This window comes from Streptomyces sp. NPDC048696, assembly GCF_043198895.1.
Classification (GTDB): Bacteria; Actinomycetota; Actinomycetes; order Streptomycetales; family Streptomycetaceae; genus Streptomyces.
Genome location: NZ_JBICVJ010000030.1, coordinates 19,267 through 36,965, shown reverse-complemented (window position 1 = coordinate 36,965; position 17,699 = coordinate 19,267). Strand labels below are relative to the sequence as shown.

Below are 17,699 nucleotides of genomic sequence, written 5' to 3'. Positions count from 1 at the left end.
GAGGAAGGCCCCGTCCGATGGACGGGGCCTTCCGGTTGTGGCTGGGGCCGGGGTCGAACCGGCGACCTATCGCTTTTCAGGCGATCGCTCGTACCAACTGAGCTACCCAGCCACGGTGTTTCACGTGAAACACCAGCGGTCCTGACGGGATTTGAACCCGCGGCCTCCACCTTGACAGGGTGGCGAGCACTCCAAACTGCTCCACAGGACCAAGCAATGTGCGAGCGCTAGTCTCGCACACAGTAATGCGTGCCCCCAACGGGATTCGAACCCGTGCTACCGCCTTGAAAGGGCGGCGTCCTGGGCCACTAGACGATGAGGGCTAAGGGCCCACCTGCGCGCTTCGCAGCGCGTCGGGGACGTGAGAAGCATATGGGATGGGAGGAGCTATCGCCAAAACGGTTTCCCGGGGGCTCGTGGCGAGCCCGCCGGGCCCGGTTCCGGGCCTGTGTCCGCCCCCGGGCCGCGCCGCCCCGCACGTCCCGTCCCTCCCCATCCGTGCCCCATGCGTGACAATGGCCGGGTGCTGGAGATGACGCGCGAGGAGTTCGAGGAACTGGTCGCCGAGGCGCTGGACCGCATCCCGCCGGAGCTGACGCGGCTGATGGACAACGTCGCCGTGTTCGTCGAGGACGAGCCCGCCGCCGACCACCCCGACCTCCTCGGGCTCTATGAGGGGACTCCGCTCACCGACCGCGGCGAGTGGTACGCGGGCGTGCTCCCGGACCGGATCACCATCTACCGGGGCCCCACCCTGCGGATGTGCGAGTCGCGGGAGGACGTGGTCGCCGAGACCGAGGTGACCGTGGTGCACGAGATCGCCCACCACTTCGGTATCGACGACGACCGGCTGCACGCGCTGGGATACGGCTGAGCGCGCTCGGCCGGGGCGTCTGACGGGCCGTCGGGTGAACGTTCGTTCGGCCGGTGAAGTGCGTCGCCGGTCAGCGCGGTGGCGGGTGCTACCCGTCGGAATCCCGTTCGTACCGGCGCGGTCCCGGGCGTGTCCCCGGCGGGGAAAAGGGAGTTGGGCAGGGCGACCTGCCCCGCCCGCGCCTGTGGAGGCCACCCGTGCGCCAGTTGTCCGCCCCCGTCCGTTTGGCCGTGACCGCGCTGGTGGTCGCGGCGTCGGCGGGCTGCATGAGTGTGAGCGACGACGGGAAGGCGCCGAAGCCCTCGGCCTCGGCCGGGCGCGAGGAGGCGGGCGCCGGGACGCGCGGGGTCGCGGGGGTGGCCGGGGAGGCCGTTCGCGGCCGGCCCGGCAGGCGCGGCGAGAAGCCGTCCGGCGGGTCGTCCGCGTCCCCGCGCCCGAGCGGCTCGGCGTCCGGGGGCTCGGCGGCCTCCCCGGGCGGCGGCGGGCGGCCGGGGAAGCCGCAGGACCCGGTGCCTCCGGGCGCCCCGGCGGGCGCCCACTCCGCGCCCCCGCAGCAGCCCTCGCAGCCGCAGGCGCCGCCGACCCAGCCGACCCCGCCGGCCAGCCCCACGCCCCCCGCTCCGCCGGTCAGCCCGAAGCCCTCGGGCGACGGCTCGCCGTCCGCCTCCCCGGCGGCGGACACCCGGAACACCGCGCTCCGGGAGCTCGGCGCCAGCCCCGCCACCAAGACGGAACCGGCCGCATCGCCGCAGGTGGGACCGGCTTAGGGGGGTTTCGGGCGGGCTGGTGTGAGGTGGATCGCACAGGAGCGGTTTGCGCTCCTGTGGGGTGAGTGCGTATGGTGGTAGATCGTTTGATCCCATTGCCCGGCGCCGACACAGAAGAGCGCCGTGTGGCGCGTACTCTCCCTAGCCGTGGCTGACCGCATCGAGGCGGTCGAATTGCGAATTCACGGAGTTGACGGGCGCGTGCCGAGACTCCGGAAGGTTTCGCATTTCGCATGTCCATTTCCAGTACTGATCACACCGTCATGCCCGAGAACGACGAGATCGTCGTCGCCGAGGCTGTCGAGACCGTAGTCACCGAGACCCCCGAGATCTCCGAGGCCGCCGAGGCCGTCGTCGAGATCGCGGAGCCCGCCGCCGAGGCCGACGCCGAGCCGACGATCACCTTCGCGGACCTCGGTCTGCCCGAGGGCGTCGTGCGCAAGCTCGCGCAGAACGGTGTGACCACCCCCTTCCCGATCCAGGCCGCGACCATCCCGGACGCCCTGGCCGGCAAGGACATCCTCGGCCGTGGCCGCACCGGCTCCGGCAAGACCCTCTCCTTCGGTCTGCCGACCCTGGCCGCGCTGGCCGGCGGGCACACCGAGAAGAAGAAGCCCCGCGCGATCATCCTCACGCCGACGCGTGAGCTCGCGATGCAGGTCGCGGACGCGCTCCAGCCGTACGGCGACGTGCTCGGCCTGAAGATGAAGGTCGTCTGCGGCGGTACGTCGATGAGCAACCAGATCTACGCCCTGGAGCGCGGCGTCGACGTCCTCGTCGCCACCCCGGGCCGTCTGCGCGACCTCATCAACCGCGGCGCCTGCTCGCTCGCCAACGTCCAGGTCGCCGTCCTCGACGAGGCCGACCAGATGTCCGACCTGGGCTTCCTGCCCGAGGTCACCGAGCTGCTCGACCAGATCCCCGGCGGCGGCCAGCGCATGCTGTTCTCCGCCACCATGGAGAACGAGATCTCCACCCTGGTCAAGCGCTACCTGACGAACCCCGTCACGCACGAGGTCGACAGCGCGCAGGGCAACGTCTCGACCATGACCCACCACGTCCTCGTCGTGAAGCCGAAGGACAAGGCGCCGGTCACGGCCGCCATCGCCGCCCGCAAGGGCCGCACGATCATCTTCGTCCGCACCCAGCTGGGCGCGGACCGCATCGCCGAGCAGCTGTGCGAGTCGGGCGTCAAGGCCGACGCGCTGCACGGCGGCATGACCCAGGGCGCGCGTACCCGAGTCCTTGAGGACTTCAAGAAGGGCTACGTCAACGCGCTCGTCGCCACCGACGTCGCCGCGCGCGGCATCCACGTCGACGGCATCGACCTGGTCCTGAACGTGGACCCGGCCGGTGACCACAAGGACTACCTGCACCGCTCGGGCCGTACCGCCCGCGCCGGCAAGTCCGGTGTCGTGGTCTCGCTGTCGCTGCCGCACCAGCGCCGCCAGATCTTCCGGCTGATGGAGGACGCGGGCGTCGACGCCTCGCGCCACATCATCCAGAGCGCCGGCGCGTTCGACCCGGAGGTCGCCGAGATCACCGGCGCCCGTTCGCTGACCGAGGTCCAGGCCGACTCCGCGAACAACGCCGCCAAGCAGGCCGAGCGCGAGGTCGCCGAGCTCACCAAGCAGCTGGAGCGTCTGACGCGCCGCGCCGCCGAGCTCCGCGAGGAGGCCGACCGTCTGGTCGCCCGCTCGGCCCGTGAGCGCGGCGAAGACGCCGAGGGCATTGCGGCCGCTGTCGCCGAGGTGGCCGAGGCCGCCGAGGCCGAGGTCGCGGCCGCTGTGGTCGCCGCCGAGCCCGTCGCCCAGGAGCGTTCCGAGCGTCCGGCGTACGAGCGCCGTGACGACCGGGGCAACTACGCCCGCCGCGACGACCGTGGTGACCGTGGCGGGTTCCGCCGCGACGACCGTCGTGACGACAACCGTGGTGGCTTCCGTCGCGACGACCGTCCGTCGGGCGGTTTCAACCGCGACCGCAACGACCGTGGCTTCGAGCGCCGTGACGACAACCGTGGCGGTGGCTTCCGCCGCGACGACCGTCCCTCCGGTGGCTTCAACCGCGACCGTAACGACCGTGGCTTCGAGCGCCGTGACGACAACCGTGGTGGCGGGTTCCGCCGCGACGACCGTCGGGACGACAATCGTGGTGGCTTCCGCCGGGACGACCGTCCGTCGGGCGGTTTCAACCGCGACCGTGGCGACCGTGGCTTCGAGCGTCGTGACGACAACCGTGGTGGCGGCTTCAACCGCGACCGGGGCGACCGTCCCTCCGGTGGCTTCCGCTCCGGTGGCGGCGACCGTCCGTTCAACCGTGACCGCAACGACCGTCCCTCGGGCGGCTTCCGCTCCGGCGGCAGCGGCGAGCGTCCGTACGGCCGTCGCGACGACCACCGCGGTGGCACCGGCACGAACACCGGCTCCTTCGGCGCCCGTCGTGACGACAAGCCGCGCTGGAAGCGCAACGGCTGACGCGAGCTGAACCCCGCTCAGCAGTGAGCGGCTGAACGACAGAAGGGCCCGTACGGCACCCACCGGGTGCGGTACGGGCCCTTCCGTTTTGCTCCGTTCATGGGGATGTGGATCTCCCCGGCGAAGTCTGTGTGTCTCCTGTTAAGGTCAAATCACTCGTATGGGGGGTTTGCGGAAGCCGGGGGGCTTTTCGTTATGTACCGCGCGGCACACCGCGCGTCGTGCTCCTCCCATACCCTGAACGGCTTTCGGAGCAGCAACTTGAGACGTCACACCCTCGTCCGCAGCGCGGTCGCCACCGTCACGGCGATCGGCATCGCGGCCGGTATCGCCCCGCTGACCACGGGCGCGGCCTTCGCGGCGGATGCGCCGAGCGAACTCGTCATCCCCGCCGACCAGCGCACCGACCCCAACGCGACCGTGCTCAACGCGGCCGGGGAGAGCGGCTATCTGTCCGGCTGGACCAAGACCGGCTTCCACTGGACGACATACGCGGACGGCGTCACCAAGCCCGTCACCATGCCCAAGGGCATGAACACCGCCTGGGGCACCGGCACCGACACCCTCGTCCTCACCGGCGGCAGGGACACCGGAGCGGTGATCCAGCGCAACATGAAGGACGGCTCGGAGCGGACCATTCCGCTCCCCGGGGGCCAGCTGTTCGCGGGCGCCTTCGGCGATGTCGTCGTCACCGACGGGTCGCTCGGCCTCTCGCTGATGTACTGGGAGGACGGCAAGGTCCAGGAGAAGCGGGTCAGGACGGCCGGTTCGGCCGCCGCGCTCCACTACGGCAACAAGGACGGCATCCTCGTCCAGGAGTCCGTCTCCGGCATGACCATGTTGAGCTGGCTCGGCCGCGACGGCGTCGTCCGCTCGACCCACCTCAAGGCGGAGCAGTTCGACACCGGCCGGATCGAGGTCAGCGGCGACCGCCTGGTCCAGTGGACCAAGGACGGCAAGGCCACGGTCTGGAAGACCTCGGACTTCTGGCAGGCCGACCAGTATCTGACGCTTCCCGGGTACGGGGACGACGTGCTGCTCGGCGCCGTCGGCGACAACGTCCTCGTCGCCCGCCGCATCGACGACAGCGCCAAGCTCTACTCCTCGCTCAACTACCGCGTGGTGGCACGGCCGTTCAAGGGCGGCCCCGAGCGCGTCGTACTCGACCGGGCGACCGCCATGCCGCAGTTCAAGCAGGACGGCACGATGGTGATCGGCGCCGTGGTCGACGGCCACCAGGGTGTGTACGCGGTGGGCTCCTCGCTGGACGCCACCAAGATCGTGGACGCGCCCTCGGTGCGGTCGACGACCACGCGGATCTCGCTGGCCCAGGGCCGTCTGAACACGGTCGACCTGGTGCCGGGCGAGGACGGCCCCGAGGCGCGGCTGCGCGGCATCGACCTCTCGCTCTCCGGCCCGCTGACGGCCGGCCCGCGCACCGACCGGGGCCTGGACCCGAAGGAGTTCCCGGCCGACGGCGCTCCTGACCTCCAGGCCTCGGGCGACGGACGGCTGGTCTACCGAGGGCCCGACGGCGGCGTACGCGTCATCGACGAAGGCGCGAAGCTCCCGGCGCGCAAGCTCGGCGTGGACGCCGTCGGGCTGAGCGCGTCCGGCCACTATGTCGCCACCGCGCTCGACGGCATCAAGGTCACCGACCTCGACACGGGCAAGCAGGTCCACCACGGCCCGGCGGCATCCGGCTTCGCCCTGTCGGGCAGCACGCTGTGGAGCACGGGCGAGCCCGCCGTGGCGGACGCGGTGGACGTGCGCACCGGCAAGCGCGTCGACCGGGCCGTGGTCGGCGACTGCGCCGCCCCGGCCCTCCAGGCCCAGGGCACCAGCCTGTACTGGCAGTGCGGCCCGGGCAGGTCCGGTGTGTACGACACGGTCACGAAGAAGTCGGTCGACCTCCCCGCCCACCAGGGCGCGCTGCTCGGCGACGGCTATGTCGCCTGGCAGAAGGACGGCGTGCTGAGCGTGACGGACGTACGCGGCACGACCGGCACGCACGTTGTCGGCAAGCCCGCCGACGCCCGGCCCGGGCGCGGCTGGACGGTCGACCCGTTCGGCGGCGCGGTGGCGTACGTGGACGCGGCGGGCGACACACATGTGGTGCCGTCCGGTGTCGACACGTCCAAGGCGACCCGAAAGGTGCTGGACGAGGACATTCCGGCGACGCTGAACGCCAAGTCGGGCGCGGCGAAGTTCCGTTGGTGGCTGCCGAGGCCCGCCGGCAACTGGTTCCTGGTCCTGCGCAAGGACGGCCGGGGCGGCGTCGTCCGCCAGGTCGAGGGCGACGTGGCGCGCGGTCCGATCAGCGCGGAGTGGGACGGCAGGGACAGCAAGGGCCGCCTGGCGACCAACGGCAGGTACACCTGGGAGCTGTACTCCGCCTCGGCCGACCTGAACAGCCCGCTGGTGCTCGCCAAGTCCTCCTTCACCCTCACCGGCGCGACCCCGGCCCCGCGCGACTTCATCGGTGACGACGCGTACGGCGACCTGCTCGCATTCACGCCGTCCGGTGTCGCCGACTTCCGTGGCGGCAAGGACGGCAAGGTCGACGCGAAGGTGTCGGGTTCCGGCTGGACCGGCGCGAACACGGTCACGGCGGCGGTCCCGTTCGACGACATCGACGGCGACGGCACCAACGACGTCCTGGTGCGCCTGGCCAACGGCGAACTGCGCGCGTACAAGCCGTCCGGCAAGGCGCTGACCCCGTCGACCCCGTACACGAAGATCGGCGGTGGCTGGAACATCTTCGACTCCCTCACCTCGACGGGCGACTTCACCGGCGACGGCCGGGCGGACCTCATCGCCCGCGAGGCGTCGACGGGCGACCTGTACCTGTACGAGGCGAACGGCTCGGGCAACTTCAAGGGCCGGGTCAAGATCGGCACGGGCTGGAAGGGCTACACGCTCACCGGCGCGGGCGACCTGAACGGCGATCGCGCCACGGACCTCCTGGCCCGCGACGCGTCCGGCGTCCTGTGGCTCTACCCGGGCACGGGCAAGGGCGAGCTGGCGCCGCGTACCAAGGTCGGCGGCGGCTGGCAGACGTACGACTCCCTGGTGGGAGCGGGCGACCTGAACGGTGACGGCCGCCCCGACCTGCTGGCCCGTGACACGACCGGTGTCCTGTGGTCCTACGCGGGCGACGGCAAGGGCAACTTCGCCGGGCGGCAGCGGATCGGCGGCGGCTGGCAGATGTACAAGTACATCGCCTGACGCCTCTGGGACGCCTGGGAACGGTTTCGGCCAACAATTGGCGCATGGCATGCCCCCGGTGAGGGAATCGCTGGGGGCATGACAAGTGACGCGAGTACGAATCCGGACGCCCACGGGGCTCCGGACGGTCTCGGTCCGGCGGACGGCGGCGCGGTGGGCGCAGGCGGCGCGACGTCCGACGAAGAGCGGCTGGCGCAGCTCGGCTACACCCAGGTGCTGGCCCGCCGGATGTCCGGCTTCGCCAACTACGCCGTCTCGTTCACCATCATCTCGGTCCTCTCCGGCTGCCTGACGATGTACGCGTTCGGCATGAGCACCGGCGGCCCGGCCCTGATCACCTGGGGCTGGGTCGGGGTGGGCCTGATGACACTGCTGGTCGGCCTGTCGATGGCCGAGATCTGCTCGGCGTACCCGACGTCGGCGGGCCTGTACTTCTGGGCGCACCGGCTGGCGCCCGAGCGCAGCGCGGCGGCCTGGGCGTGGTTCACGGGCTGGTTCAACGTGCTGGGCCAGGTCGCGGTGACCGCCGGCATCGACTTCGGCGCGGCGTCGTTCCTGGGCGCCTACCTGAATCTCCAGTGGGGCTTCGGGGTGACGCCCGGCCGCACGATGCTGCTCTTCGCGGCGATCCTGGTCCTGCACGGCCTCCTGAACACCTTCGGCGTAAGGATCGTGGCGATCCTGAACGGCGTGAGCGTGTGGTGGCACGTGCTGGGCGTGGCGGTGATCGTCGGGGCCCTGGCGATCGCGCCGGACCACCACCGCTCCACGAAGTTCGTCTTCACCCACTACGTGAACAACACGGGCTGGAGCAGCGGCTTCTACGTGGTACTGATCGGCCTGCTGATGGCCCAGTACACCTTCACCGGCTACGACGCCTCCGCGCACATGACGGAGGAGACCCACGACGCCTCCACGGCGGGCCCGAAGGGCATCGTGCGCTCGATCTGGACGTCGTGGATCGCGGGTTTCGTCCTGCTGCTCGGCTTCACGTACGCCATCCAGTCGTACGACGACGAACTGGCCTCGCCGACCGGCGCGCCGCCCGCGCAGATCCTCCTGGACGCGCTCGGCGCGACGTCGGGCAAGCTGCTGCTGCTCGTGGTGATCGGGGCGCAGCTGTTCTGCGGGATGGCGTCGGTGACGGCCAACTCCCGGATGATCTACGCCTTTTCGCGCGACGGCGCGCTGCCCTTCTCCCGCCTCTGGCACACGGTGAGCCCCCGCACCCGCACGCCGGTGGCGGCGGTGTGGCTGGCGGCGCTGGGCGCGCTGGCGCTCGGCCTGCCGTATCTGATCAACGTGACGGCGTACGCGGCCGTGACCTCGATCGCGGTGATCGGCCTGTACATCGCGTATGTGATCCCCACGCTGCTGCGCCTGCTCAAGGGCGACGCCTTCGAACGCGGCCCCTGGCACCTGGGCCGCTGGTCCCGTCCGGTCGGCGTGGTGGCGGTCGCCTGGGTGGCCCTGATCACGGTCCTGTTCATGCTCCCGCAGGTGTCCCCGGTGACGACGAAGAACTTCAACTACGCACCGGTCGCGGTCCTGGTGGTCCTGGGCTTCGCGGCGGTGTGGTGGGTGGCGTCGGCCCGGCACTGGTTCCTGCGGGACACGTCAGGGCCCGCGCCGCTGCCCGCGTCGGCCACGCCCGTACCCCCGCCCGCGTCCCCGTGACGCCCGCCTGAGAGCCCGCCGGCCCCGGAGGCCGATACCCGATCGGCCTCCGGGCCCTGTCGGGCTATGCTGCGGGGGTGCGGTATGCCAAGGGCCATTAGCTCAATTGGCAGAGCAGTGGACTTTTAATCCATTGGTTGTCGGTTCGAGTCCGACATGGCCTACCGGGACCCTTCGAGGTCCGGAACCCCCGTCGACACAGGTCGGCGGGGGTTCTGTCGTTCCGGGGCCGGGCCGGGCCCGGAACACGAAGACGGCCGGTGCCGTGGTGTCGCCCTGGGGGCGAGCTCCACGGCACCGGCCGTTTCAAGAACCCCGGCCCGCATGCCGGGGTTGGCCGGAGACGGGGGATTGATGCTCTCCGGCGCGCCGCGGGCGGCCGGTGTCGAGGACGCAACGTATTGGCGATTGTCGACACCGGCCGCTGTCTGGGGTGCATACGCCGACCGGCCCCGCGGCACTGGGGCAGTCGCCGTATCCCGGGGGCGGCGGGCGTCGGCGTCCGGACGGTCGGACGCCAGGCAACCGCTGCCACCTGGGTTGATGCGTACGAGACCCGTGAGGGCTTCGTGCGCACCAGTGTGGAGGGCCACCCCGCCCCCTTTCCAGGGGGCTGAATTGCAGATAATGATCCAGCCATCAACATCCAGCCCCGAGCGCCCAGCTCCCGAGCGAAGGTCCGCCCTCCCGCCCCAGCCGCCACCCCCGGCACCAGCCGGTCCCGCCACCCGTCCCCCGAACGAAGGTCCCGCTTTGCCGCTCGCCGCTCGTGACCGCATGTCCTTGAAGACGCTCCTGCAGGAGCGGCGTGCCGCCATTCATCCGGAGTCGGCCGGGTTTCCGCCCCGGCAGGCGGGACCGGGGCGGCGGGTCGCCGGGCTCAGCCAGGAGCAGATGGACGTGCTCCTGGACCGCACACCGGGCACGTACAACCGCTTCGAGAACGGGCAACTCAACCCGACCGCCGAGTTCCTGACGAACGTGGCGCGAACGCTGCGGCTCAACGAGCAGGAGTGGACGTTCCTGTGGCGCCTCACGCGGCGCGAGTACCCGCCGTACACGCTGAACCGGGACTCGGGGATGTCGGTGCCGGGCGTGTGGCAGCGGGTCGTCGAGCAGATCGAGGGGGCGATGGCCTACATCACCGACGCCGCCTGGAACCTGCTCGCGTACAACGAGGAGTTCGCGGACCTCTTCCCGCGCCGCGAGGTGCCGGACAACACCATGCGCTGGATGGCCCTGGACCCCGAGGCCCGCGAGGAGGTGCTGACCGACTGGGAGTACCGGTGGGCGCCCATGGTGCTGCCGCAGCTGCAGCACGGCGTGGAGATGCGGCCCAACGACGCCCAGCTGCGCCGGCTTGAGGCCGAGGTGCAGGCCGACCCGGTGGCGGGACCGCTGTACCGGGAGACCGGGGCGAGCGCGATCCCGTACCCGGACGGGTCCGAACGGCCCATCCACCACAGCCTGCACGGGGCGGGCTGGGTCACCACGTGCGTAGCCGAGCCGGTCACCTCGCCCGGCGCCCGCGTCATGCTGCTGCTCTACACGCCCGGGGCGTCGCTGGTGAGCCGTCACCCGATGCTGAGCGCACCCCTCACCAGCTGAACCGGCCGGACCAGCCGGAGCAGCCACCGGTCACCTCCTCGTACGCGCCGCCCGCACCACGCCCGCGACCCCGAAACCTGCGCTCTGTTCGAATGCAGAGGAACGAATTCCAGCCGTCTCAACTAGGTTGGTATTTCGCCCGTTGGTCTCTTGAGGGAGCCCCGTCGTGCCCGTACACATAGCCCTTCCCTCCGTCGTCCTGCCGGAGCACACAGTCGCCACGGATGAGATCTGCGCGGACATACGGCGGGTCCACCCGGAGCGCCCGCGGCTTGAGGCGCACCTGCGCATCGCCCGCGCGACCACCGTCCGAACGCGGCATTTCACCCGCCCGCTCCACGCTCCGACCGTGGCCGGAAACGCCACCATCGAGGAGCGGAACCGGGCCGCCTTCGAGGACGCGCTGCGGCTCGCGGTGCGGGCGGGTCGGCAGGCGCTCGCGCACGCCGGACTCGAACCCGACGACATCGACTGCGTCGTCACCAGCCACACCACCTCGTGGACCGTGCCGTCCCTCGATGTCGCGCTCGTACGGGAGCTGGGCCTGCGACCCGACGTACGGCGGATCCCGATGGCCACGGTCGGCTGCGCGGGCGGCGCGCACGGGCTGGTCCGGGCGCACCAGGACATCGCCGCGCACCCCGGCTCGCACGTCCTCGTGGTCGTCGCGGAATGCCTCTCCACGGCCACGTACAACCACACGGACACCAGCCGCGAGTCGATGATCTACAAGGTCCTCTTCGGGGACGGCTCGGGCGCGGTCGTCGTCTCCGACACCCCCGCCTGGGCCGGGCCGAGCTTCGTCATCGAGGACACCTTCGAGTACGTGCTGCCCGACAGCATCGACCGCTACCAGGGCCGCCTGTCCGGCGCCGGCCTGCACTTCGACTCCACCTCCGCCGCGACCGCCGCCCTCAACGACAGCCTTCCCGCCGTACGCAAGTGGCTCGGCGGCAGCGGCCGGGCGCTGGAGTTCGCGGTCGTCCACCCCGGCGGGCCACGGATCCTGGAGGACGCCGCCATCGGCTTCGGGCTCAACGGCGACCGCGACCAGGGCGATCTGCGGCACGCCTGGGCGAGCCTGGCCGCCAACGGCAACCTCGGCGGCTCGGCCGTCCTCGACGTGCTCGCCCGCACCTTCGGGCAGGCCCCCGCCGACCGCCAGTACGGCCTGATCATCGGCTTCGGCCCGGGGTTCGTGCTCGCCGCGACCCGGGGTCACTGGTCGGCCTGATGCGTTCGATGGGGTGGCCCAGGCCAATCCGGTACGGAGCACCTCCCCGCATGCCGTACAGTTGTGTTTACCGACGCGGGGTGGAGCAGCTCGGTAGCTCGCTGGGCTCATAACCCAGAGGTCGCAGGTTCAAATCCTGTCCCCGCTACTGAAGTCCACAGGGCCCGGCACATGTCATATGTGCCGGGCCCTTGGCGTTGCCCGCTCCATGGTTCCGTTCCGTGCTTCCGTTCCGTGTTTTCCCGGGACGGTCCTGCGTACGTAAAGTAGTCTCCCGATTGCTATGCGCGAGCACGCTGCGGGGCTGCTGGATTCGGCCGCCCGGATCGGGGCGGCGACGCGGCGGAGAGTGCCCGTCGTGCCGCTGTTCCTCGTCCTGTGCGCGCTGCTGATGTGCGTCTCGCTGCCGCTGCCGCCCACCGCCGTGCCCTGGCTGTCCGCGCCGGGCCGCACCAAGGGCGGCGTCCCGGCCGTGCACGGGCCGCCCGCTCCCCGTCGGCACGCGAGAGGGACGTGCGTACGGGGCCTCTCCGGGCCCCGTCGGTGCCGGGCGCGGCTCATCGCGACGGGGGCCGACCGCCGCTGACCCGGTTGGCCGAGGTGCGGTCGCCGTCGGGCACGCCGCCCGACAGCCTGGGTGGGGCACGGCATGTCGGCGGCCCGGCGGACGCGCAGGGAGACGACAGGTGCGGCAGCGAGGAGAGGGTGAGGGCGGGGAGGACTCCCGGCCCTTCGGCCCCGGCGAGGGCGGCGACCCGGAGGGCCCCCGGGGCCCCGGGCTCGTCCGCTTCCTGCCCGCGCTGCTCCTCGTCGTCGGTTTCGTCTTCGACATCTCGACCCCGCCCGATCTCACCGCCGCCGCCCTCTACTCGGCCGCGCCCCTGGTCGCCGCGTCGTTCTTCGGCCGGGTCGGCACGGCCGTCACGGGCGCGGGCGCCGTCGCGGCGGTGCTGCTCACCGACTACTTCCACGACATCCCCAGCACCTCCGAGGGGGTCAGCGAGCTGTTCACCGTGTTCACGGTCGCCATGCTCGCGCTGGTCATCAACCGCACCCTGCGCCGCAGCGGCGAGCGCCTGGCCTCCGCGCGCGTCATCGCGGAGACCGCCCAGCGCGCCGTGCTGCCCGAGCCCGCCGCACGCATCGGCGGACTCCAGGTCGCCGCGCGGTACGAGGCGGCGCAGGCGGGCGCGTTCATCGGCGGCGACCTCTTCGCCGTCCAGGACACGCCGTACGGGGTGCGGGTCGTCGTCGGGGACGTGCGCGGCAAGGGCCTGGGGGCGGTGGGGGCGGTGGCGGTGGTCATCGGGGCGTTCCGGGAGGCCGCCGAGCAGGAGGAGTCGCTCGAAGGCGTGGCCGGGCGGCTGGAGCGGGCGCTGGCCCGGGAGGGCGTCCGGCGTGACGCCCTGGACGCCTTCGAGGGCTTCACCACGGCCGTGCTCGCCGAGATCCCGCCGGGCCGCGCGTGCGTACGCCTGGTGAACCGGGGGCACCCCGAGCCGCTGCTCCTGCACGCGGACGGCGCCCTCGACGCGCTCGCCCCCGCCGACCCCGCGCTGCCGCTGGGGATGGCGGAGCTCGGGGTGTGGCCGGACCGGGTGGACACGTATCCGTTCCCGCCCGGCGCGACGCTGCTGCTGTACACCGACGGCCTCTCCGAGGCGCGCGCGTTCGAGGCCCCGGGCGACTTCTACGACCCGCGCGAGCGGCTGCGCCACCGGATCTTCCCCGGGCCGGACGAGCTCCTGGACGCGCTCGTCGACGACGTGCGCAGACATACGGGCGGGGGCGCGAGCGACGACATGGCGCTGCTCGCGGTGAGCAGACCGGGCGTGCGCCAGCCCGAGCGGCGCCGGACGATGCCGGTGGTGCCGTAGCCCTTGGTAGCCGAACGGCCCCGCTGCGCACGCTGTTTGACGCGCTGTCATTAAGGATCAACGGGAACAGCTTGGAAACAGGTCCCGGTGTCTATTAACGTTCGATAACGCAGCGCGGTCGTCCCAGCCGTCGCCAAGGCGGCACCGTGCGCACGCGCCGAATCCCGCAAGGGAACCGGGGAACCACCAACTTGGGGTGAATCGGGCACCTTCGCGCCTTTCTGAGGTGCCCGTAGGAGACCTTCCTGCTCCGAACCCGTCAGCTAACCCGGTAGGCGAGAAGGAAGGAAAGGAGTGCGCCCCCGTGGCGTCCAACGAGCCTGCCCTCGGCACCCCGCCGGTTTCCCCCGTCTCCCTGTACGGGGCCGCGCCCAGTGACACCGAGGTGTGGGAGGAGTGGAACCCCACGGAGGAGTCCCTGCCCTCCGTGCGCGGCCGGCACCGCGTCGCCAAGCAGCGCGGCGGGCTCGCCCGCAGCTCCACCGTCCTCGGCGTCGGCGTCATCGCGGCCGTCGGCGCGGGCGGCATGGCCAGCGCGCAGACCAAGCCGCCGGTCTCCATATCCCTGCCCGACTCGGTCGCCGACAAACTCCCGGACGTCAAGTCCCTGCCGGGCGTGGGCACGTTGATATCGGACATCGCGGGCGACGACACCCCGGACACGTCCCCGTCCGCCGAGGCCGACAGGGCCGTGGCGAGCGCCCCCCTCACCATGGCGGGCGTCTCCAGCGCCGAGGCCGAGAAGGGCGCCACCGGCGCGGGCGAGGCCCTGCGCGCCCGGATCCTGCAGCAGGCCGAACAGCAGCAGAACAACGCCGAGGCCGAGGCCAAGGCGAGTGCCGAGAAGGCGGCGGCGGACAAGGCCGCGGCCGAGGCGAAGGCCGCGCAGACCGTCGCGCAGCAGAAGGCGGAGGCCGAGAAGAAGGCCGCCGAAGAAGCCGCCGCGAAGAAGGCGGAGGAGGAGCGGCTGGCCGAGCTCGCCAAGAGCTACTCGCTGCCGGTCGCCTCGTACACGATCACCTCGACGTTCGGCGAGGCCGGTTCGATGTGGGCCTCCGGCCACCACACGGGCCTCGACTTCGCCGCCCCGACCGGCACGCCGCTGAAGGCGATCCACGGCGGCACGGTCAAGTCGGCGGGCTGGTCAGGCTCGTACGGCTACCGCACGGTCATCGAGCTGGAGGACGGCTCCGAGCTCTGGTTCTGCCACCAGTCCTCGATCGCGGTCAGCGCGGGCCAGCAGGTCACCACCGGCGAGACGATCGGCCGCGTCGGCGCCACCGGCAACGTCACGGGTCCGCATCTGCACCTGGAGGTGCACACGCCGGACGGCACGGGCATCGACCCGATGGCGTGGCTCCAGTCGAAGGGGCTCAACCCGTAGGTCGTACGCGGGTCGTACGGGGGGGCGGCCGGGGCGTGGTCCCCGGCCGCGGTTCCCGCCGCGGCCCAGTCGGGCCCCCGCATCCGGAATAGCCCTGCCCCACAACGCCGTTGCCCCCGTATGACCTCTCTGCGCCCGCTCGGTTCCTCCGACCTCTCCGTCTTCCCGCTCGCCCTCGGCGGCAACGTCTTCGGCTGGACCGCCGACGAGGCGGCGTCGTTCGCCGTGCTCGACGCGTACGCCGCCGCCGGTGGCAACTTCGTGGACACGGCCGACATGTACTCGCACTGGGCCACGGGCAACGAGGGCGGTGAGTCCGAGCAGATCATCGGCCGCTGGCTGGCCGCGCGCGGCAACCGCGAGGACGTCGTCGTCGCCACCAAGGTCGGCGCCCACCCCAAGTACAAAGGGCTCTCGCCCACCACGGTCAAGGCCGCCGTGGAGGAGTCCCTGCGCCGTCTCGGCACGGACTACATCGACCTCTACTACACGCACTTCGACGACGAGTCCGTCCCCGTCGAGGAGATCGTCACCGCCCTCGACCAGCTGGTGAGGGACGGCAAGGTCCGCGAGGTCGCCGCCTCCAACATCTCCCCGGCGCGGCTGCAGGACTCCCTGGACTTCGCCGACCGCGAGGGCCTCGCCAAGTACGTCGCCCTGCAGCCGCACTACAACCTGGTCTCCCGCGACACCTACGAGGGCGCGCTCCAGGACACCGCCGCCCGCTCGGGCCTGGCCGCCGTCCCGTACTTCGCGCTCGCCTCCGGCTTCCTGACCGGCAAGTACCGCCCGGGCGCGACCGTCGACAGCGCGCGGGCCGAGGGGGCGGGCAAGCACCTGGAGACCGACCGGGGCATAAAGGTGCTGGCCGCGCTCGACCGGATCGCGCGCGAGCGCGGCGTCGAGCACGCCACCGTCGCGCTCGCCTGGCTCGCCGCCCAGCCGACCGTCGTCGCCCCGATCGCCTCGGCCCGTACCGTCGAGCAGCTTCCCGCGCTCGTCGCGATCGCCGACTTCGAGCTCACGGACGCCGAGCTGAGCGAGCTGAAGACCGCGTCGGCGTAGGCGCGCGGTGCCTGCGGTGTACGGGGGTCAGCGCAGGTAGGGGTTGTACGGCGCGGACTGCTCGGGGGCGGGGCCGGGGCCGTGCGGTGCCCGGGTGCCGTACGGGGTCTCGTAGCCGTACGGGGCGTAGGACGCCGGGGGGTTGTACGGGGCGCGGGGGCCGTACGGGTGCGGCTGGGGCGGGATCCAGATGCGGCCCGCCGCGCCCGCCGCGTACAGCAGCGCGGGACCGGCGACCGCCTTGCGCTCCCACAGATGGTGCAGCAGCTCCTGCTCGCGGGCCGTGAAGTCGGCTCCCGCCGAGCCCTGGTGGGCGCGGTGGCGCAGGAAGGCCAGGGCCGTCGCGAACGCCTCGTACTCCGCGACCGTGCGCGCCGCGCGCCTGCCGCCGTAGGTGCGGTGCGCGAAGTCGCGGGCCATCGAGCGGGCCCGCATCGAGGAGAGCGCCAGCGGTTCGGCGGGGCCGAGCCAGCCCGCCGCCGCGTACGCGGGCAGCTCGGCCGCGACCGTGCGCAGCTCGCGCTGGCGGCTCCATATCGCGAGCCAGGTGAGCAGGCCGAAGACGGGCACCATGAACGCCGCGTACACCAGATAGAAGCCGTACGTGCCGAACGTCGACGAGCCGTTCCACAGCGCGTGCATGCCCATCGCCATCAGCAGGCCGAGCAGCGGCAGCCCGATCCGGCGCCAGCGGCAGCGGGCCGAGGCCAGCGCCGCGGCGCCGAAGCCTATGCCCGTGCACACCGTGAACAGCGGATGCGCGAACGGCGACATCACGATCCGTACGAAGAAGGTCGCGGCCGTCGTCGAGGCGAGCCCGGCGGTGTGGCTGGCCTGGTCCTCGCCGAAGGCGTTGCCCAGATAGAGGATGTTCTCGGTGAAGGCGAAGCCGGTCGCGGTGAAGCCCGCGAAGACGACGCCGTCGACTATCCCCTTGAAATCCCGTCTTCGGAACAGGAAGAGCATCAGCACGGCGACCGCCTTGGCGCTCTCCTCCACGACCGGCGCGATCACGGTCGCGCCGAGGTGGTCGGCGGAGGACGGGTCGGCGGTCGCGGTGGCTATCCACTTGGTCGCGAACGAGTTCGCGATGATCGCCACCAGGGCCGCGGCGCACGCGCCCCAGGCAAAGGCGAACAGCAGATTGCGCCACGGGCCCGGGTCGACCCGGTCGAGCCAGCGGAACGCTGTGGCGAGCAGCGGCACCGGCAGCACGGCGAGGCCGAGCCCCACCAGGAACCCCTCGGTGCCCGTCTGGTCCCGCACGATGGCGAGGATGACCAGGCCGCAGAGGGCGAGCAGGGTGATCAGCGCGCCGGCCCGGACGGCCTTGGAGCGCCAGAAGTCGCGCCGCGGCCGGTAGCGCCACTTGGCGCGCTCCGGGACGGCGTCGAACCGCGGCTGCGCGCGACAGTCCGGGACCGGCTGGACCGGGCCCGGCGGTGAGCGGTGCGGAAGCGATTCGGACGACACCAGACGACCCTAACGACCCGCACCGACAATCCGCGACG

Annotated in this window: 12 protein-coding genes, 5 tRNA genes and 1 riboswitch; of the genes, 13 read left to right on the top strand and 4 right to left on the bottom strand. The window is 71.9% G+C overall.

The window, feature by feature from the left end; genetic code table 11:
• Positions 1-38 precede the first annotated feature (38 nt).
• The 3 genes from ACGFRG_RS35300 to ACGFRG_RS35290 all read right to left on the bottom strand — a co-directional run bounded on the left by ACGFRG_RS35300 (position 39) and on the right by ACGFRG_RS35290 (position 323).
• Positions 39-112 (bottom strand) — tRNA-Phe (locus tag ACGFRG_RS35300).
• A 24-nt stretch (positions 113-136) separates the two neighbouring features.
• Positions 137-211, bottom strand: a tRNA-Asp gene (locus tag ACGFRG_RS35295).
• A gap of 39 nt (positions 212-250) precedes the next feature.
• Positions 251-323: transfer RNA gene (locus tag ACGFRG_RS35290), tRNA-Glu, on the bottom strand.
• Between the two features lie 200 nt (positions 324-523).
• Here ACGFRG_RS35290 and ACGFRG_RS35285 point away from each other — a divergent pair.
• From ACGFRG_RS35285 to ACGFRG_RS35225, 13 genes are all read left to right on the top strand, one after another.
• Positions 524-874, top strand: a complete 351-nt coding sequence (locus ACGFRG_RS35285) for a metallopeptidase family protein (RefSeq protein ID WP_188274916.1) — start codon at positions 524-526, stop codon at positions 872-874.
• 197 nt (positions 875-1,071) lie between these two features.
• Positions 1,072-1,641, top strand: a complete 570-nt coding sequence (locus tag ACGFRG_RS35280) for a hypothetical protein (RefSeq protein WP_361432218.1) — start codon at positions 1,072-1,074, stop codon at positions 1,639-1,641.
• A gap of 233 nt (positions 1,642-1,874) precedes the next feature.
• Positions 1,875-4,115 (top strand): DEAD/DEAH box helicase, encoded by a 2,241-nt coding sequence (locus ACGFRG_RS35275; RefSeq protein ID WP_393270674.1) that lies wholly within the window; start codon positions 1,875-1,877, stop codon positions 4,113-4,115.
• A 261-nt stretch (positions 4,116-4,376) separates the two neighbouring features.
• Positions 4,377-7,343, top strand: a complete 2,967-nt coding sequence (locus ACGFRG_RS35270; protein ID WP_393270671.1) for an FG-GAP-like repeat-containing protein — start codon at positions 4,377-4,379, stop codon at positions 7,341-7,343.
• Between the two features lie 228 nt (positions 7,344-7,571).
• Positions 7,572-9,020: an amino acid permease gene (locus tag ACGFRG_RS35265; RefSeq protein WP_393270695.1), complete on the top strand. Its 1,449-nt coding sequence runs from the start codon at positions 7,572-7,574 to the stop codon at positions 9,018-9,020.
• A gap of 91 nt (positions 9,021-9,111) precedes the next feature.
• A tRNA-Lys gene (locus tag ACGFRG_RS35260) sits at positions 9,112-9,184 on the top strand.
• A gap of 613 nt (positions 9,185-9,797) precedes the next feature.
• Complete coding sequence (locus ACGFRG_RS35255) at positions 9,798-10,628, top strand: helix-turn-helix domain-containing protein (RefSeq protein WP_361432194.1); 831 nt, start codon at positions 9,798-9,800, stop codon at positions 10,626-10,628.
• A 166-nt stretch (positions 10,629-10,794) separates the two neighbouring features.
• Positions 10,795-11,862 (top strand): PhlD, encoded by a 1,068-nt coding sequence (locus ACGFRG_RS35250; protein ID WP_361432192.1) that lies wholly within the window; start codon positions 10,795-10,797, stop codon positions 11,860-11,862.
• A gap of 74 nt (positions 11,863-11,936) precedes the next feature.
• Positions 11,937-12,010, top strand: a tRNA-Met gene (locus ACGFRG_RS35245).
• A gap of 135 nt (positions 12,011-12,145) precedes the next feature.
• Positions 12,146-12,448, top strand: coding sequence for a hypothetical protein (locus ACGFRG_RS35240; protein ID WP_393270666.1), 303 nt, complete (start codon positions 12,146-12,148; stop codon positions 12,446-12,448).
• A gap of 100 nt (positions 12,449-12,548) precedes the next feature.
• A complete protein-coding gene (locus ACGFRG_RS35235) occupies positions 12,549-13,739 on the top strand; it encodes a PP2C family protein-serine/threonine phosphatase (protein WP_393270663.1) in 1,191 nt (396 codons plus the stop codon).
• A 145-nt stretch (positions 13,740-13,884) separates the two neighbouring features.
• Positions 13,885-14,032: riboswitch (cyclic di-AMP (ydaO/yuaA leader) on the top strand.
• An 11-nt stretch (positions 14,033-14,043) separates the two neighbouring features.
• Positions 14,044-15,123, top strand: a complete 1,080-nt coding sequence (locus ACGFRG_RS35230; RefSeq protein WP_393270660.1) for a M23 family metallopeptidase — start codon at positions 14,044-14,046, stop codon at positions 15,121-15,123.
• Between the two features lie 120 nt (positions 15,124-15,243).
• Positions 15,244-16,188, top strand: a complete 945-nt coding sequence (locus tag ACGFRG_RS35225; RefSeq protein WP_361432188.1) for an aldo/keto reductase — start codon at positions 15,244-15,246, stop codon at positions 16,186-16,188.
• 27 nt (positions 16,189-16,215) lie between these two features.
• On the opposite strand, the gene ACGFRG_RS35220 is transcribed toward ACGFRG_RS35225, so the two are convergent.
• On the bottom strand, positions 16,216-17,661 hold the full coding sequence (locus tag ACGFRG_RS35220; protein ID WP_393270657.1) for a PrsW family intramembrane metalloprotease: 1,446 nt from the start codon (positions 17,659-17,661) through the stop codon (positions 16,216-16,218).
• Between the last annotated feature and the right edge of the window lie 38 nt (positions 17,662-17,699).